At 62.3% G+C, this 15,412-nt stretch carries 14 protein-coding genes (1 of these 14 only partly in view); 7 read left to right on the top strand and 7 right to left on the bottom strand.

Translation table 11 applies throughout. From position 1 onward, the window contains the following. Window positions 1-30: 30 nt before the first annotated feature. Window positions 31-2,538, bottom strand: a complete 2,508-nt coding sequence (gyrB, locus tag ACZ5U1_RS11140; protein WP_464778457.1) for a DNA topoisomerase (ATP-hydrolyzing) subunit B — start codon at window positions 2,536-2,538, stop codon at window positions 31-33. A gap of 86 nt (window positions 2,539-2,624) precedes the next feature. On the opposite strand from gyrB, the gene ACZ5U1_RS11135 reads away from it, so the two are divergent. Further along, window positions 2,625-3,086 (top strand): hypothetical protein, encoded by a 462-nt coding sequence (locus ACZ5U1_RS11135; protein WP_464778456.1) that lies wholly within the window; start codon window positions 2,625-2,627, stop codon window positions 3,084-3,086. A gap of 84 nt (window positions 3,087-3,170) precedes the next feature. Then, entirely contained in the window at window positions 3,171-4,634 is a 1,464-nt protein-coding gene (gene yczR, locus ACZ5U1_RS11130; RefSeq protein WP_464778455.1) for a MocR-like transcription factor YczR, read from the top strand. 67 nt (window positions 4,635-4,701) lie between these two features. Here the strand turns inward: yczR and ACZ5U1_RS11125 are convergent, their stop codons facing one another. From ACZ5U1_RS11125 to ACZ5U1_RS11115, 3 genes are all read right to left on the bottom strand, one after another. Next, on the bottom strand, window positions 4,702-5,706 hold the full coding sequence (locus ACZ5U1_RS11125) for an IS30 family transposase (protein WP_464778454.1): 1,005 nt from the start codon (window positions 5,704-5,706) through the stop codon (window positions 4,702-4,704). 181 nt (window positions 5,707-5,887) lie between these two features. Beyond that, a complete protein-coding gene (gene ppa, locus ACZ5U1_RS11120; RefSeq protein WP_449474486.1) occupies window positions 5,888-6,430 on the bottom strand; it encodes an inorganic diphosphatase in 543 nt (180 codons plus the stop codon). Between the two features lie 39 nt (window positions 6,431-6,469). Further along, window positions 6,470-8,383, bottom strand: a complete 1,914-nt coding sequence (locus ACZ5U1_RS11115; RefSeq protein ID WP_464778453.1) for a M61 family metallopeptidase — start codon at window positions 8,381-8,383, stop codon at window positions 6,470-6,472. A 153-nt stretch (window positions 8,384-8,536) separates the two neighbouring features. On the opposite strand from ACZ5U1_RS11115, the gene hisS reads away from it, so the two are divergent. The 4 genes from hisS (at window position 8,537) to ACZ5U1_RS11095 (ending at window position 12,906) form a co-directional block, all read left to right on the top strand. Further along, window positions 8,537-9,859, top strand: coding sequence for a histidine--tRNA ligase (gene hisS, locus ACZ5U1_RS11110; protein ID WP_464778452.1), 1,323 nt, complete (start codon window positions 8,537-8,539; stop codon window positions 9,857-9,859). Then, entirely contained in the window at window positions 9,859-10,950 is a 1,092-nt protein-coding gene (prfA, locus tag ACZ5U1_RS11105; protein WP_464778451.1) for a peptide chain release factor 1, read from the top strand. The genes hisS and prfA overlap by 1 nt, the downstream gene beginning before the upstream one ends. Next, window positions 10,947-11,774 (top strand): peptide chain release factor N(5)-glutamine methyltransferase, encoded by an 828-nt coding sequence (gene prmC / locus ACZ5U1_RS11100; protein ID WP_464778450.1) that lies wholly within the window; start codon window positions 10,947-10,949, stop codon window positions 11,772-11,774. The genes prfA and prmC overlap by 4 nt, the downstream gene beginning before the upstream one ends. A gap of 352 nt (window positions 11,775-12,126) precedes the next feature. Beyond that, window positions 12,127-12,906 carry a DUF4167 domain-containing protein gene (locus ACZ5U1_RS11095; RefSeq protein WP_464778449.1) on the top strand — a complete coding sequence of 260 codons (780 nt, stop codon included), beginning with the start codon at window positions 12,127-12,129 and terminating at the stop codon, window positions 12,904-12,906. A gap of 90 nt (window positions 12,907-12,996) precedes the next feature. Here the strand turns inward: ACZ5U1_RS11095 and ACZ5U1_RS11090 are convergent, their stop codons facing one another. Together ACZ5U1_RS11090 and ACZ5U1_RS11085 are read right to left on the bottom strand one after the other, a co-directional pair. Then, a complete protein-coding gene (locus ACZ5U1_RS11090) occupies window positions 12,997-13,374 on the bottom strand; it encodes an acyl-CoA thioesterase (RefSeq protein WP_449474480.1) in 378 nt (125 codons plus the stop codon). Beyond that, the gene (locus tag ACZ5U1_RS11085) at window positions 13,367-13,666 is read right to left on the bottom strand and encodes a hypothetical protein (RefSeq protein WP_464778448.1); all 300 of its coding nucleotides are present in this window, start codon (window positions 13,664-13,666) and stop codon (window positions 13,367-13,369) included. Before ACZ5U1_RS11085 ends, ACZ5U1_RS11090 begins: the two co-directional genes overlap by 8 nt. A 75-nt stretch (window positions 13,667-13,741) precedes the next feature. On the opposite strand from ACZ5U1_RS11085, the gene ACZ5U1_RS11080 reads away from it, so the two are divergent. Then, window positions 13,742-14,170, top strand: a complete 429-nt coding sequence (locus tag ACZ5U1_RS11080) for a CBS domain-containing protein (RefSeq protein WP_464778447.1) — start codon at window positions 13,742-13,744, stop codon at window positions 14,168-14,170. Between the two features lies 1 nt (window position 14,171). Here the strand turns inward: ACZ5U1_RS11080 and ACZ5U1_RS11075 are convergent, their stop codons facing one another. Further along, window positions 14,172-15,412, bottom strand: the 3' portion of a protein-coding gene (locus ACZ5U1_RS11075; protein WP_464778446.1) for a lipopolysaccharide biosynthesis protein. Its footprint extends 247 nt past the window's final position; 1,241 of the gene's 1,488 nt are visible here — the last part of the coding sequence; its start codon lies off the right edge, out of view; it ends in the stop codon at window positions 14,172-14,174.

Genomic DNA, 15,412 nt, shown 5'->3' with positions numbered 1-15,412 from the left:
GGCTGTAAAAGCCGCTTAACTCTACCAAGATCAAACGTCCAAATTGGCGACGTTCAGCGCATTGTCCTGAATGAACTCGCGCCGGGGTTCGACGACATCGCCCATCAGCCGGGTGAAGATCTCGTCGGCGACATCCGCCTGCTCAACCTCGACGCGCAGCATTGATCGGTTGTCGGGGTCCAGCGTGGTTTCCCATAGCTGCTCGGCATTCATCTCGCCCAGACCCTTGTAACGCTGAATGGCGAGACCCTTGCGACCTGCCGTCAGCACTGCTTCCAGCAATTCGCTGGGCCGGGTGACGACGACCGCGCCCTTGGATACCACCGGCAGATCGTCTTCCCCCGCCTCTTCGGCAGCGGCCGCAGCCTTTGCGGTGACAAGGCGGCTGGTGGTGCGATAGCTGTCGGCTTCCTCGGCAGCGATGGAGTGCAGCTTGCGCGCTTCGGCGGAACCGATGAAGCCATGTTCGATCATGTGGTGATCGGTCACGCCGCGCCAGAGCCGCTCGAAATGGAAGCCGCCCTCTTCGGCGATGCGGCCGCTCCAGCGGCCCTCATCATCCTGCGCGTCCATCCACTTAACGGTCGCCGTCAGCCGTTCCGCTTGGCGCTCATGGCCGAGTTCAGGATCGAGCGCGCCGTTGATGGCCAGCGCCTCGATAATGGCAGGATTGTAGCGACGCGGCACATAACGCATCACTGCGCGCATCCGGCGGCCATGCTCGATCAGCGAGCGCAGGTCTTCGCCCGAACGCATGCCGCCGGTCGTTTCCAGCGCCATGGAATCGACGCCATTGTCGACCAGATATTGCTCCAGCGCGGCTTCGTTCTTGAGATAGACCTCCGACCGGCCCCGCGTCGCCTTGTAGAGCGGCGGTTGGGCGATATAGAGGTGCCCGGCCTCGATGATCTGCGGCATCTGACGGTAGAAGAAGGTCAGCAGCAGCGTGCGGATATGCGCGCCATCGACGTCGGCGTCGGTCATGATGACGATCTTGTGGTAGCGCAGCTTTTCCAGGTTGAAATCGTCGCGGATGCCGGTGCCCATGGCCTGGATGAGCGTGCCGACTTCCTTGGATGAGAGCATCCGGTCAAAGCGCGCGCGCTCGACGTTCAGGATCTTGCCCTTCAAAGGCAAGATCGCCTGATTGTGCCGATTGCGCCCTTGCTTGGCTGAACCGCCTGCCGAATCACCCTCGACCAGGAAAAGTTCGGACTTGGCGGGGTCGCGCTCCTGACAGTCGGCCAGCTTGCCGGGCAGGGAGGCGATGTCCATCACACCCTTGCGCCGGGTCAGTTCGCGCGCCTTCTTCGCGGCTTCACGGGCGGCGGCGGCGTCGATCACCTTCTGGATGATCATCTTGCCATGGCCCGGATTCTCTTCCAGCCATTCCGCCATCTTGTCCGCCATCAGGCTTTCCAGCGGCTGACGCACTTCGGAAGAGACCAGCTTGTCCTTGGTCTGCGATGAGAATTTGGGATCGGGCAGCTTGACCGAGACGATAGCCGTCAGGCCTTCGCGCATGTCCTCGCCGGTCAGCGACACCTTCTCCTTCTTCAACATGCCTGACTTGTCGGCATAATTGTTGAGGGTTCGTGTCAGCGCCGCGCGGAAGGCAGCAAGATGCGTGCCACCATCCCGCTGCGGGATGTTGTTCGTGAAGCAGAGGACGTTCTCGTAATAAGAGTCGTTCCACTCCAGCGCGACGTCAATGGTCACGTCGTCGCGGCTTCCCGAAATCGCGATCGGATCGGGCATCAGCGGCGTCTTGTTGCGATCAAGATATTTCACGAAGGCCGCGATCCCGCCCTCATAAAATAGTTCGACTTCCTTCTTCTCCTCATGCCGGGCATCGACCAGGAACAGCCGCACGCCGGAGTTGAGGAAGGCCAGTTCGCGGTAGCGATGTTCCAGCTTCTCGAAATCGAACTCGGTATGGTTCTTGAAGGTGCCACCGTCGCCGGGCACCTTCTCGGTCGAGGGGAGGAAAGTGACCCGCGTGCCCTTCTTGCCTTCAGGCGCGTCGCCGATGACCTTGAGCGGCGCGACGGCATCGCCATAGGCAAAGCGCATATAATGCTCCTTGCCGTCCCGCCAGATGTTGAGGTCCAGAAATTCGCTGAGCGCGTTCACAACCGACACGCCCACGCCGTGCAGACCGCCCGATACCTTGTAGGCATTGTCGTCCGAGGTATTTTCGAACTTACCGCCCGCGTGCAGCTGGGTCATGATGACCTCGGCCGCCGACACGCCCTCTTCCTTGTGGATGCCGGTTGGTATGCCCCGGCCATTATCCTCGACGCTCACAGAGCCATCGGGATTGAGCGTGATCAGGATGCGGTCGCAATGTCCGGCCAGCGCCTCGTCGATCGCATTGTCGCTGACCTCGAATACCATATGGTGCAGGCCCGAGCCATCATCGGTGTCGCCGATATACATGCCGGGCCGTTTGCGTACGGCGTCCAGGCCTTTCAGGACCTTGATGCTGTCGGCGCCATAGGCGTTGCTGTTGGGGCTGTTTTGACTTTCCTCGCTCATGCCCGAGCATATAGGGAAAGCCCCAAAGAAACTAAAGCGAAACATGCCTGCTTCCGCTTGAGGATGGGCCGGTCTATCAGGGACGCATGCGCGCTATCATCCCCCTGTTTCTGATGCTTGGCGCCTGTTCCGACAGCAGCGACGTGCTGGAGCAGTTGCCCAACAGTTCCATCGCCGGAGCGCCGCGCGACGATATGCCTGAAACCCGGCTGGAAGCGAAGATTACACGCCCTGTCATCATTGGCGAGGACGGCCCGCGACTGGACGCCTGTGGCGCGATGGGGCAGGCGGTTCGCGTCGGCGCCCAAGGGCTGGCTATCCGTGCGGCGCCTTTTGCCGAGGCGCAGGAAATCGGACGTCTGGCGGAAGGAGCGAGAGCCTTCGTGTGCACCCGCAGTCTGGACCAAAAGTGGCTTGGGGTGGTCGTCGTGCCGCAGCCGTCGGTCGACTGCGGTCTGTCCGAGCCGGTCGATCGGAAGCAAGCCTATGCCGGGCCGTGCCTTAGCGGCTGGGTGTCGAGCGCGTCGATCCGGTTGGTGGCCGGTTGACGCACTGAAGCTGCATTGGCCTTTTACAAAGTGGCCTGTAGTTTTTAAGTGGACCTCTGTTTCTCATGGGAAAGAGTCGCGTCCATGTCCAATTCTGCTCTTCGTCCGCCCTCGCTGCTTCGACTGCTGGGCGCTTGGCGGGTCGCGGAGAGTGCCGAACCTGCCTATCGCCAACTGGCCGACGCGCTCCGGATGCTGGTGCTGGATGGACGGGTAGGGCTGAACGTGCGCTTGCCGGGCGAACGGGAACTGGCCGCCGCGCTGAGTCTCAGCCGGACAACGATCGCGGCTGCGTTCGACCGGTTGCGCGATGAGGGCTATCTGGAAAGCCGTCAGGGTTCCGGCAGCGTCACGCGCCTGCCGCCCGGCCGGATACATCCCGAACCGCCTGAATTGGAGCTGCCCACTGGCGGGAACATCCTCAACTGGACTCATGCCGCACTGCCCGCCGCGCCCGGGGTAGGGCGCGCCTGCCAGGCGGCGGTCGAAGCCCTGCCGGCCTTTCTGGGCGAACTTGGCTATGATCCGCTCGGCCTGCCGCCGCTGCGCCGCGCGATCGCCGCGCAGTTCGAACGGCGCGGCTGCCCCACCAGCCCTGACCAGATCATCGTCACCAACGGCGCACAGCAGGGCTTTGCTTTGTTGCTGCAATGGCTGACGGGGCCGGGCGACCGGGCCGTGATCGATCATCCGACCTATCATAATGTCATTCAGGCGTTGCAGCGCGCGCATGTCGTGCCCGTGCCCGTTGGCCTTCCCGCGCAAGGGTGGGACATTGACGCCATGGAGGCAGCATTCCGCCAGACAAGCCCGCGCTTTGCCTATGTCATCGCGGATTTTCACAACCCGACTGGGCGCAGCATGGACCCGGCGACCCGGCGCGCCTTGGTCGCAGCGGCCACGCGTACGCACACGCCATTGATTATCGATGAAACCATGGTGGCGATGGGGCTCGACTTTCCCGCCCCGCCACCGGTGGCGATTCATGATCCGTCGGGGCGTCAGGTCATCACCATGGGATCGGCGAGCAAGATCTTCTGGGGCGGACTGCGCGTCGGCTGGATTCGCGCCGATTCGCAGACGATCGCGGCGCTCGGCCGCCTGCGCACGACAATGGATATGGCCAGTCCGGTGGTGGAGCAGCTTGCCGTCGCACAGTTGATCGACAGGGATGAGGGGTTGGGACTGCGGGCAGACTTGCTGCGCGCCCGCCGGGACCATCTGATCAGCGAGATCGACAGGCATCTGCCACACTGGCGTGTCGAATCGCCTGCGGGAGGTCTGTCGCTCTGGGCCGAGCTACCGCGCGCCGAAGCGACTGCCCTGGCCGCGATTGCCGAAAGCCATGGCGTGCGGGTTGCGCCGGGTCCGCGTTTTGGCGTGAGCGGCGCGTTCGAGCGCTTCTTGCGCCTGCCCTTCACATTGCCTGAGGAACAGCTGACCCTGGGGGTAGAGCGGCTGGCCGAAGCGGATGCGCGGCTCCACGCCCGTCTGCCACGCGGGCGTGACTCGCTGGCGGCGGCGCTGGAGGCGGATCGGCTGATTTAAGGGGGGGGGGGGGGGGGCAGACTCCCTCTGCTCGAAACGTCATCCCAGCGGAAGCTGGGATGTAGATTCACGTTTGAAGTGCAACATTTGGATTGAAGCGTGAGAATGCCTCTGCGGGAGTAAGGAAGTCGAGGCATTTTCTTGGCGTATGATTGTATCGCTGTATGGCAGCGAGGATGTCATCGGGGGTGATGGCATCGAGGTTGGTTTTGCGCGGCAGGCTGCGACGCAGGCGTCCGATGGCATTTTCGACGCCGCCTTTCTGCCAGGGTGATCGAACATCGCAGAAGAAGGTCTGGATGCCGATCTGGCTTGCGAGCTGGTGATGCCGGGCGAACTCGGGTCCATTGTCAAAGGCGATGGAGCGTCGGAGGGCTTGGGGCAGGTCGGCCAGCATGTCCGCCAGATGGTCTGCGGTTCTGCGGGCCTTTCGATCCTGTGGCCGGTGGATGATCGTGAACCGGGAGGCGCGTTCATGGGCGACGAGGATGGCCTGGCCATAGCGGGCAAAGAGCATGAAATCGGCTTCCCAATGGCCTGGGCTTTGCCGATCATCGGCGTCAGGAGGGCGCTCGGTCAACGGGCGGCGATGCTTGATGATGTCGAGCATGCTCCCGCCGGTAGGGACAGGGTGGCCGCGCCTGTGCCGGGCGCGCGGCAGCAGGCGGTGCCAATAATCCTTCTGTGCCGAACGGTGGTAGATGAAGCGGTAGATTGACTCAGGGCTGATGAGGGTGCGACCATGTTCGCGCGTCAATCGGCCTGCGATCTGCTCGGGGGACCATCCCATCGCAAGGCCGTCCCTCACAAGGCCGCGCAGGTCCGGTTGGCGTTCCAGCTTGAAGCGGCAATCCCATCGGCGCCTGCGTTCGGCAAGCTGCTGGGCGCGGACAGGCTCATAGCCACCGGGCCAGACCTTGGTTCGCACGCTGTTGCGCCGCAGTTCGCGGCTGATCGTAGCCGGTGCCCGCCCGAGATGCGCCGCTATGGCTCTTTGCGATTTACCGCCTGCATGCAGGCGGTAAATCTCGATCCGCTCCTCAAGGCTGAGCTGGCCATATCTCTGTCCCATCGCAACAACACCCCTAGCAGGTGTTGCACTTGTTCCGTGAACTCAGCGGATCTCGGGCCTGCTCGCGCGCGCGCTCCTGAGATGCCAGCGTTCGCTGGCATGACGGCTTTGCTGTTGAGGGATGAGCAAAAAAAGGCCGCGCAGGACATCTCCCGCGCGGCCCTTTTCTTGATCAGTTCGCTTACGCGGCCTTCTTGTCAGCCTGATAGCGCTCGATCGCTTCCAGCGTGATGCGGCGGGCGTCTTCCGCGCCACCCCAGGTGCCGATGCGCACCCACTTCTGTTTTTCCAGATCCTTATAGTGGGTGAAGAAATGTTCGATCTGCTCCATCACGATGCCGGGCAGATCGTCCTTTTCATCGACGTCGCTATAATAGGGGAAGGTCTTGTTGTCGGGAACGCAGACCAGCTTTTCGTCGCCACCCGCTTCATCTTCCAGGTTGAGTACGGCGATCGGACGAGCGCGCACGACCGATCCCGGCACGAAGGGCGAGCGGGCGATGACCAGCGCGTCGAGCGGATCGCCGTCGGGCGACAGGGTGTGCGGCACGAAGCCGTAATTGGCCGGATAGCGCATCGGCGTGTGCAGGATGCGATCGACGAACAGCGCGCCCGATGCCTTGTCGAATTCATATTTCACAGGCTCGCCGCCAATCGGCACTTCGATGATGACGTTCAGGCTGTTGGGCGGATCGTCGCCGACCGGGATCAGTTCGATATTCATGGGACTAAGCCTTTTGATGCAAATTGGCGTTGCGGGTGATTATGTCTTTGGTTTGAGCAGCCGATCGAGGCTGCCTTCACCCTCTCCTGATTTTTCGAGGCGCGGATAGCGCAGGCCGCCGGAATAAGCGAGCGTCAAAGTGCGGTAATATCTGTCCTGCTTGACGATGATCTGCATCGGCTTGGCGGCCTTCAAAGCAGCTTTGAACACCTCGCCTGAATATTCGTCTCCGTTTATCGCGACGATCTTCGTGCCGACCGCCAGCCCCGCCTTGAACCCGGCGCTGTCCCAGACGACGTTGGAGATTTCCCCGTCGCCCTTCACGATCAGGCCAACGCCGAAGCTCTGGTCGATATTCTTGCCCTCGGCCGCCTTGGTGAAGGCGTTGGGCGTGTCGCCATAGACCAGCCTGTAGCCACCCATGGCAAAGCCACCCTTGGGCGTCTCGCGCGTCGTGCTATCGACATATCGCGCGAAGAATCCCGCCCAGTCATAGGACGCTACGCCGTTCAACGTCTTGATGACATCGTCGCGATTATAGATGACCTGGCCCCAATCACCGGGATTGATGCCAAAGAATGCCTTGGCGAAATCGTCGAGGCCCTTCGCCCCGCGCGTCTGCCTGCGGATGATCGCATCTGCTTCCAGCCAGATCATCAGCCCTTCATTATAATAGTCCTCCGACCGCTGCCAGCTCGTCCACCCCTTGGGACGGCGGGCGGAAATGATCGGGTCGTGGGTGGTATCCTCCATCGGCCGCCACTCGCGGCCGCGCGTCGTGTCCAGCTTGGCGGCGATGTGGGCGTAGGCGTCCAGCGTCTCCTGTTTGGAAAACAGGCCCGACCGCGCGCCCAGCACATAGCCCCAAAATTGCGTCTGCCCTTCATAGACCCACAGCAGATTGTCTTGCATCGGCACGTTGAAGTCGGGCGTCCAGAGCAGGTCCGGGCGGCGGAACTTGCCGTCCCAGCTATGGGTGAACTCATGCGGCAGCAGGTTGCGGTCCAACAGCGCCTCGCCATCGCCCCACTTCTTGAAATAGCCCGGCTCGACCTGATTCTCGGACGAGCGATGATGTTCGAGGCCGATGCCACCCATCTCGTCGGTGATGGCGAACAGGAAGTCATAATGATCGAAATGATAAGTGCCGAAGAGCGCGCCAGCTTCATCCACCAGCTTCTTGTGCTTGGCGATCTGGTCGGGCTTGGCCTCCAACTCGTCGGCATCGTCGGCGATGATATTCAGCGTGACATTATGGCCCAGGTCCACCGGCCTGAAATAGCGTCCGGCGAATACCGGCGAATCCTGCAAAGCTTCATAGTCGATCGTCTCATAAGCGACGGTCGATCCGGTCTTCTGCCCACGCAGCGCGGTGGCCGCCTGCCAGCCATCGGGATAGGTCACCGTGGCCTGAACCGGAATCTGCCGAGTATAATAGCCTGCGGGATAGAGCGAGACCGACTCCCACTGGATGTTCAGCATCTTGGGCGTGACGACGACGCGCCCCTGACTGGACTGCGTTGCCGACAGGAACTGGAAGGAAGCGGTGATTTCCCGCGTGCCCTGCGGAACGTCGACGACGAATCCGTAGACGTTGAGCGGATCGCGCTTCCAGCCGATCGGCTTGCCATCGGCGGTGAAGGTGAGGCCGCTGATCTTCTCGATCTGGCCACGCGGCGCATGGTTGCCCGGCAGCCATTCGGGCACCAGCAGCGTCATTGGCCCGCTCGACGCGACGGGGATATGCTCCTTCACCCGGAGGATTCGCTGAGTCGTGTCGGTCGCGTCCACCTCCAGCCGGATTGTCCCGCCGGGGTAGGGGATGTCGCGCGGCGCGGGGCTGGCGTCATTCACCCGCAGGGCGGTCGGCCTTGACCTTACGGCATCCTGAGCGGCGAGCGGGCTGATGATGGCTGTGGAAAGCAGGAAGGCGGCAGCAAGGCTGCGGATCATGGCTGTCTCCGTGAAAGACGTGGCAGGAATTGCCTCATGAACTCAGCATGACGAACCAAAATCTATGCGTCCACCGCGAAGAACAGCGACGAAATTATCTGACAAAAAAAGCGCGTTTCCTTGAGCCTTCTTTGCCGTTAAAGGCGCATCCCCATGGCGAAAATTGAAACCCCGCGCCCGGTGCGCGGCACGCAAGACATGCTGGGGGGTACGGCGGAGGCGTTCCAGGAACGTTTCGCGCATGTGGTCGCGACCTTTGACCGGGTCCGCAGGCTCTATGGCTTTCATCGCGTTGAAGTGCCGGTCTTCGAAGCAACGGCGGTGTTCGCCCGGTCGCTTGGCGAAAGCACCGACGTCGTTTCCAAGGAAATGTACACGTTCGATGATCGTGGCGGCGACAGTATAACCCTGCGTCCCGAGTTCACCGCTGGGATCGCGCGCGCCTATATCACTGAAGGCTGGCAACAATATTCGCCGCTGAAGGTCGCGACCCACGGTCCGCTTTTCCGCTATGAGCGCCCCCAGAAGGGCCGTTTCCGCCAGTTCCACCAGCTGGACGCCGAGATCATCGGCGCGGGCGAGCCGGGGGCGGATATTGAACTGCTGGTCTTTGCCGACCAGTTGCTGCGCGAGCTTGGCGTATCTGAAGGCGTCACGCTGAACCTCAATACGCTGGGGGACGCGGCCAGCCGTGACGCGTGGCGCGCCGCACTGGTCGCCCATTTCGAAGCGCATCGCGATCAGCTGTCGGAGGACAGTCTCGACCGTCTGCATCGCAATCCGCTGCGTATCCTCGACAGCAAGGACCCGCGCGACCGCCCGGTGGCGGACAGCGCGCCGGATATCGACGCCTATCTGACCGATGAAGCGCGCGACTTCTTCGGCAAGGTGACGGCGGGCCTTGATGCGGCAGGTGTGGCGTGGGAACGCGATGCGCGTCTGGTGCGCGGCCTTGATTATTACCGTCACACCGCTTTCGAATTCATCACCGATCGGCTGGGTGCGCAGGGCACAGTGTTGGGCGGTGGGCGCTATGATGGGCTGATCGAAAATCTCGGTGGTCCCTCGACCCCGGCCGTCGGCTGGGCCGCGGGGATAGAGCGGCTGGCGATGCTGGTGGATGCGCCGGAGCAGGCCAAGATCAACGTAGCAGTTATCGTGGAATCAGACGATTTGATCTCATGTAGCTTTGACGTGGCTAGCAAGATTTGGCGATCAGGATTGTCCTGCGAGATAACTTCGACCGGTTCGCCAAAGAAGCGTTGGGAAAAGGCAACCAAGTTCAAAAATCCCGATCTTGCGCTTTCCTTGTCTCCGGGAATGGAAGGTCGGCCTAGTCTCCGAGTACGCTATTATGCGAAGTATCCTCAAATAGAGATGCCATCGGACGAAGCGCTTAGATCTCTCTTTGGAGCATGCTACGATTTGCAGATAGAGCGCAAACCAGTGACTCTTTGGGCTGATCGTCCTCTCTAATGCAAATCTCCGCCGAACGCATCGCGCAGATCGAGGCGCGCCGGGACGAGGTGCAGGCGTCGATGACGCGCGCGGACCTCGCGCCCGAGGAGTTCGTGCGGCTGTCGAAGGAATATGCCGAGATTGAGCCGGTGGCCCGCGCCGCGCATGAGGTGCGGCGTCTTCGGCAGGAGCTTCAGGCACTCGAATATATGGCGGGCGGCGACAATGCCGATGCTGACGCCGGGATGCGCGAGATGGCGCAGGAGGAAATGCAGCTGATCAAGAGCCAGCTGCCGGGCGCCGAACGGGCGCTCGCCCTGCAATTGCTGCCGCGCGATGCGGCCGATGCGCGTCCGGCCATGCTGGAAATCCGTGCCGGGACAGGTGGGGATGAAGCCGCGCTCTTCGCCGGTGACCTTTTCCGCATGTATCAGCGCTATGCCGACGCACAGGGTTGGAAGATGGAGATGATCTCCGCCAATGCTGCCGAAGTTGGCGGCTTCAAGGAAGTCGTCGCCAGCATCACCGGCATCGGCGTCTTTGCCAAGCTCAAGTTCGAAAGCGGCGTCCATCGTGTGCAGCGCGTGCCTGTCACCGAAAGCGGTGGGCGTATCCATACCTCTGCCGCGACCGTGGCGGTGTTGCCCGAGCCCGAGGAGGTCGATGTGCAGATCGCCGACGGCGACCTCAAGATCGACATCTACCGGGCATCGGGCGCAGGCGGACAGCATGTGAACACGACCGACAGCGCCGTGCGCATCACGCACTTGCCGAGCGGCATCGTGGTGACGCAGCAGGACGAACGATCGCAGCACAAGAACAAGGCCAAGGCCATGCAGGTGCTGCGCGCCCGGCTTTACGAAGCGGAGCGGGAACGCACGCAAAGCGAGCAGGCGGGCGCGCGCAAGGCGATGGTCGGGTCGGGCGACAGGTCCGAACGCATTCGCACCTATAATTTCCCGCAGGGCCGCGTGACGGATCACCGCATCAACCTGACCTTGCACCGGCTGCCTGAAATATTGGAAGGGCCGGGGCTCGCTGAAATCATCGACGCGTTGATCGCCGAGGATGAGGCCGCGCGCCTCGCTCAACTGGACGGCATCGGGTGAGCATCGCCCAGGCGCTTCGCGATGCGGCTGCCTTGCTTCAAAATGTCAGTGATACAGCGCGTCTCGACGCGGAACTGTTGCTCGCCCACGCGCTGGGCATCAGTCGCAATGAGTTGCTGCTTCGCCAGCAAGACCTCACGGTGCCTTCCGGCTTTAGCGCGCTGGTTGACCGACGGGTCGAAGGCGAACCCATCGCCTACATCACCGGCGTGCGCGATTTCTGGACGATCAGCCTGCGGGTGACGCCCGATGTCCTGATCCCGCGTCCGGACACCGAAACGCTGATCGAGGCCGCGATTGACCATCTCCAGGGGCGCGCACCGGCACGAATTCTGGACCTAGGCACCGGATCGGGCGCGCTGCTGCTCGCGGCCTTGGATCATTGGCCGCAGGCGACCGGCATCGGTGTGGACAGCTCCGCCGCTGCGCTCGCCGTTGCCCGGGCCAATGCCGAACATCTTGGGCTTGCCGGGCGCGCAACCTTTCAACTGGGCGACTGGGCTGAGGGGATAGCTGAACGGTTCGATCTCATCCTGGCTAACCCGCCTTATATTGAAAGCGATGCCGACCTTGCGGGCGACGTGTTGCATGAACCGGCAAGCGCCCTCTTCGCCGGTGCCGACGGCCTGGACGACTATCGGCGTATCGCGCCCATGATCGCGCGGCTGTTGGCCGAGTGCGGCATGGCGGCGATCGAGATTGGTTATGACCAGAGAGAAAGCGTCTCCGCCCTGCTTCAGGAACAGGGACTTGGCGTGGCCGTGCGCAAGGACATGGCGGGGCATGATCGTTGCCTTGTCGCTACTCCTCCTTCGCAGCTTTGAGCGCCGCCGATCCCCGTGCTGATCAGCCTACGAACCGAACGCGCCGGAATTGCTCGGGCGCAAGTGAAATTCGCTTGGTTTATCCCGCCAAAGACACTACATGAGGTGCAGGGACGGCATTATCCTGAGGATCTGCCCTGTGGGGCTTAGCTGAGAAAAGGCCGTTTTCCCGCTCCTTCAAAGTCACGATGGCGCTGCTGCGCAGGCGCCTCTGGCAGCGTAAGGGCAAGGGCTGTCGCGCAGTCCCTGTCCGGCGGAGCCCTACCCGGCCTGATAAGCAGGCCGTGCTTTAGGATAGCGACTGACCGATGATTTCAGTGAATGATGGCAAAGTGAACGCAAGGACCAGGTCTTGATCAACAACAGGCAGGCCGGTCGCCGGAATCGCGGCCGGAACAACAATAACGGACGTCCCAGCGGCGGTAACCGGGGCGGTGGCGATAGCGGCAACCGGATTGATAGCCGCGCACGCGGCAACGCGGTCCAGCTTCTGGAAAAATACAAGAATATGGCTCGTGACGCCCAGATGGCGGGCGACCGGGTGAATGCGGAATATTATCTGCAGTTCGCGGATCATTATTTCCGCGTGCTGGCCGACAATCGCGCCCGGCAGGAGGAGCAGCAGCAGCGCTACCGCCGTCCGGAAGATAATGGCGATTATGAAGGCGATGATTTCGACGCTCCGGAATATGCGGGCGATGATAATCGTGGCGAGCCGCAGCAGCAGCATTTCGAACGTGGCTATGAAGGCGATCGTCGCCGGGATCAGCCGCGCGACCAGCAGGATAATCGCGACCGGAATCGTCGGGATCGGCCTCGCCGGGACCGCCCTGCCTATGAAGCCGCCGAGCGACAGGAAATGGAAGCGCCGGAAGCTCCCGCGCCTGTGGCGGAACGCTCGCCCGAGCCTCAGCCCGAAGCGGAAGTTGCGGCAGCGCCCGAAGCGCCCCGCGCCCGCCGGGGCCGTCCCCGCAAGGCCGATACGGCGAAGTCGGAGGGCAGCGAAGGACTGGATCTCTCCGTCCTGCCGCCATCGATTGCTCGTGCCGACAATGACAGCGAGCCAGCCGCAGAGGAAGCGCCGCGCAAGCGCACTCGTCGCGCGCGCCCGGCTGCCGAAGCGGCGGAATGATCTAGCGTTCTGCCTCGGACAAGCGGCGGGATAGAATTAAAGGGAGTGGCGTTAGCGCCGCTCCCTTTTTCATATTCGACCAGCGGCAATTCAGCGCGTGGGCAAAACGCGGGGCCGATGCTGGTCGTCCAGCGCGACGAAGGTGAAGAGGCCGCTGGTAAGGTCGATCTGCTGCTGATCCGCGCCGCGCGTCGCCACCACATCGACACGAATGCCCATCGAGGTCCGCCCGCGGCGTTCCTCATGCGCATAGACCGTCACGATATCGCCCAGCAGCATCGGCGATATGAATTTCATTCCATCGATCGCGACCGTCGCCACCGCTCCTTCGGCCAGTCGGCCCGCCACGATGCCGCCCGCGATATCCATCTGGCTTAATATCCATCCACCAAAGATATGGCCGTTGGTATTGATCTGGGTGATGCCGGGAACCACCCGCAGAACCAGTTCGCCCCTTTTTTCAGTCATCGATCGATACCTCGTCCATCAGCGGGTCCATGACCTGATCGTCGTGTCCTGTCCCGCTCGACAGGAACACGAGCGCCATCAATCCGGTCCCCAGCATGAAGGTCAACCAAACCCCGATGATGGTGGCAAGGATCATGTGGAAGGGCATAGGTCCAGCCCATATCCGCAAGCAGACAAGTGCAACGCCGACGCACAGCGCGCCACCAACCGCCATCCATAACATGATGCGGCGGAACCGTCCCCATGCGGTCGCGGCAATCAGAGGATCATCGAGGCCCTGTTTGTTTCTCATCTCTTTTCTTTGGGGAGCGAAAGTGGGATCATCAAGGGACTGAGGCATAATGTCTGAACGGCAAGGAGACGGGGCATGACGATCACCGCGATTCTGCAGGGAAAGGGACGCGAAGTCACTCAGGTCCGGCCCGACGACAGCGTTCTTTCCGTGGTTCAATTATTGTCCGAACGGCGGATCGGCTGCGTCCCTGTTGTTGGTGACGGGGAAGTGCTGGGCATATTTTCGGAACGCGACCTCGTCCATCAAATCGCGCGGGACGGGGCGGCCGTGCTGCAACGCAAAGTGAGTGAGGTGATGACGGCGCCTGCCATCACCACGGACGACAAGACGCCGGTGATTCACTGTCTGTCGCTGATGACGAAGAAGCGGGTGCGACACCTGCCTGTCGTCGTTGATGGAGCCCTTATCGGACTCGTTTCCATAGGCGACCTGGTCAAGTTCCGGATCGACAGCATCGAATCGGAAGCGGCGGCTTTGCGCGACTATATCCAGTCGGCCTGATTCATTCGGCAGCGGGCAGGGGTGGCGCTCGCCGAATCACCAGGCTGACCAGCTCCATCAGCGTCCCGCGTGCACACAGCATCAGCGCGGCCAGAAAGGCGAGGCCACCCGCAGGGACCAGCAGGCTGAGCCGCGCGATCGCCGTCATTGGAGGGAGCTGCGAATCGACGGCCATGACCGCGCCTGCCATCAGGATAGAACAGCCAAGCCCCGGAGCCGCCGCCCGAATCAGATCGGTCAGCCTCAGCCCCATTGCTCCTCCAGCCAGGCGCGCCGTCACGACCGTCAGGACGGGGAAGGCGCCCAGCCATGCCCAGGCCAGGCCAATTGCTCCGAACTGAATACCGATCAGGAACGCCGCAGGCATCAGCACCGCGCCCACCGCAGCGATTCGCGCGGTTGTGCCGGGCCGCCCCAACGCATTGCTGACCGGCGCGAACATGACTTGCAACGTCATGAACGGCATGGCGAGCGCCAAGACCGAAACGAAGGGCGCCATCTCCAGCCACTTCGTTCCGAAAAGCGTTTCCACCAGGGGCTCGGCAGTGACCGCCATCCCCAGATAAACCGGGCAGGAAATGAGCAGCAGCAGCCGTACCGCCTTGCAAAAGGACCAGGCGATTCGCCCCGGATCTTTCTGCATGCGCGCATAGGCAGGAAAGGCGACGTCATTGAGGGGCGGAATGAATTTCGACACGAAAATCTGCGTCAGGAACAGGGCTTCGGCATAGAGGCCAAGCTGGTGCGCGTTGAGCACGCGGCCTCCGATGAAAATGTCCGCCTGGCTCTGCACGATCCAGAAGAGCTGGCCGCCCAGTAGCGATGCGCCATAAGCCACCATCGCACCCGTACCTCGAAAATCGAAGCTCGGAATCGGCCGGAAGCCGGTGGCAAATATGTAGCCCACCGCCTTCACCCAGAATCCCGCCATCGGTGCAAATACCAACGTCCACACGCCCCATCCCGACAGCGCGCCTGCCAGCGCCACGGCGGCGGACGCTATTGCCGCCACCAGATTGACCAGAGCCGGCCGCCTGAAATCGAGTGCTCGTCCCATCAGCGCTTCGGGAATCGATATGAACGGCGTCGATAGATAGAGCAGCGCCTGTACCCGCAGCAGATCGCCAACCATGGGTTGGTCATAATAGTCCGCCGCCCAGGGCGCGATCAGCAACTGCGCCAGCGCCAGTCCGCCGTTCAGCAGCAGCATGATGCCAAAAGCCTGACGCAGCTTGTGCGAAT

The sequence above is a fragment of the Sphingobium sp. TomTYG72 genome (assembly GCF_055394715.1).
This window is presented reverse-complemented; position numbering and strand designations above follow the sequence as displayed.

What these genes read in the sequence shown, in the direction of transcription:
- ACZ5U1_RS11115 (WP_464778453.1), bottom strand. Translation starts at nt 8,383, where the DNA reads ATGATCCGCAGCCTTGCTGCCGCCTTCCTGCTTTCCACAGCCATCATC.
- yczR (WP_464778455.1), top strand. Translation starts at nt 3,171, where the DNA reads ATGTCCAATTCTGCTCTTCGTCCGCCCTCGCTGCTTCGACTGCTGGGC.
- ACZ5U1_RS11090 (WP_449474480.1), bottom strand. Translation starts at nt 13,374, where the DNA reads ATGACTGAAAAAAGGGGCGAACTGGTTCTGCGGGTGGTTCCCGGCATC.
- ACZ5U1_RS11125 (WP_464778454.1), bottom strand. Translation starts at nt 5,706, where the DNA reads ATGGGACAGAGATATGGCCAGCTCAGCCTTGAGGAGCGGATCGAGATT.
- ppa (WP_449474486.1), bottom strand. Translation starts at nt 6,430, where the DNA reads ATGAATATCGAACTGATCCCGGTCGGCGACGATCCGCCCAACAGCCTG.
- ACZ5U1_RS11085 (WP_464778448.1), bottom strand. Translation starts at nt 13,666, where the DNA reads ATGAGAAACAAACAGGGCCTCGATGATCCTCTGATTGCCGCGACCGCA.
- gyrB (WP_464778457.1), bottom strand. Translation starts at nt 2,538, where the DNA reads ATGAGCGAGGAAAGTCAAAACAGCCCCAACAGCAACGCCTATGGCGCC.
- ACZ5U1_RS11080 (WP_464778447.1), top strand. Translation starts at nt 13,742, where the DNA reads ATGACGATCACCGCGATTCTGCAGGGAAAGGGACGCGAAGTCACTCAG.
- ACZ5U1_RS11135 (WP_464778456.1), top strand. Translation starts at nt 2,625, where the DNA reads ATGCGCGCTATCATCCCCCTGTTTCTGATGCTTGGCGCCTGTTCCGAC.
- hisS (WP_464778452.1), top strand. Translation starts at nt 8,537, where the DNA reads ATGGCGAAAATTGAAACCCCGCGCCCGGTGCGCGGCACGCAAGACATG.
- prfA (WP_464778451.1), top strand. Translation starts at nt 9,859, where the DNA reads ATGCAAATCTCCGCCGAACGCATCGCGCAGATCGAGGCGCGCCGGGAC.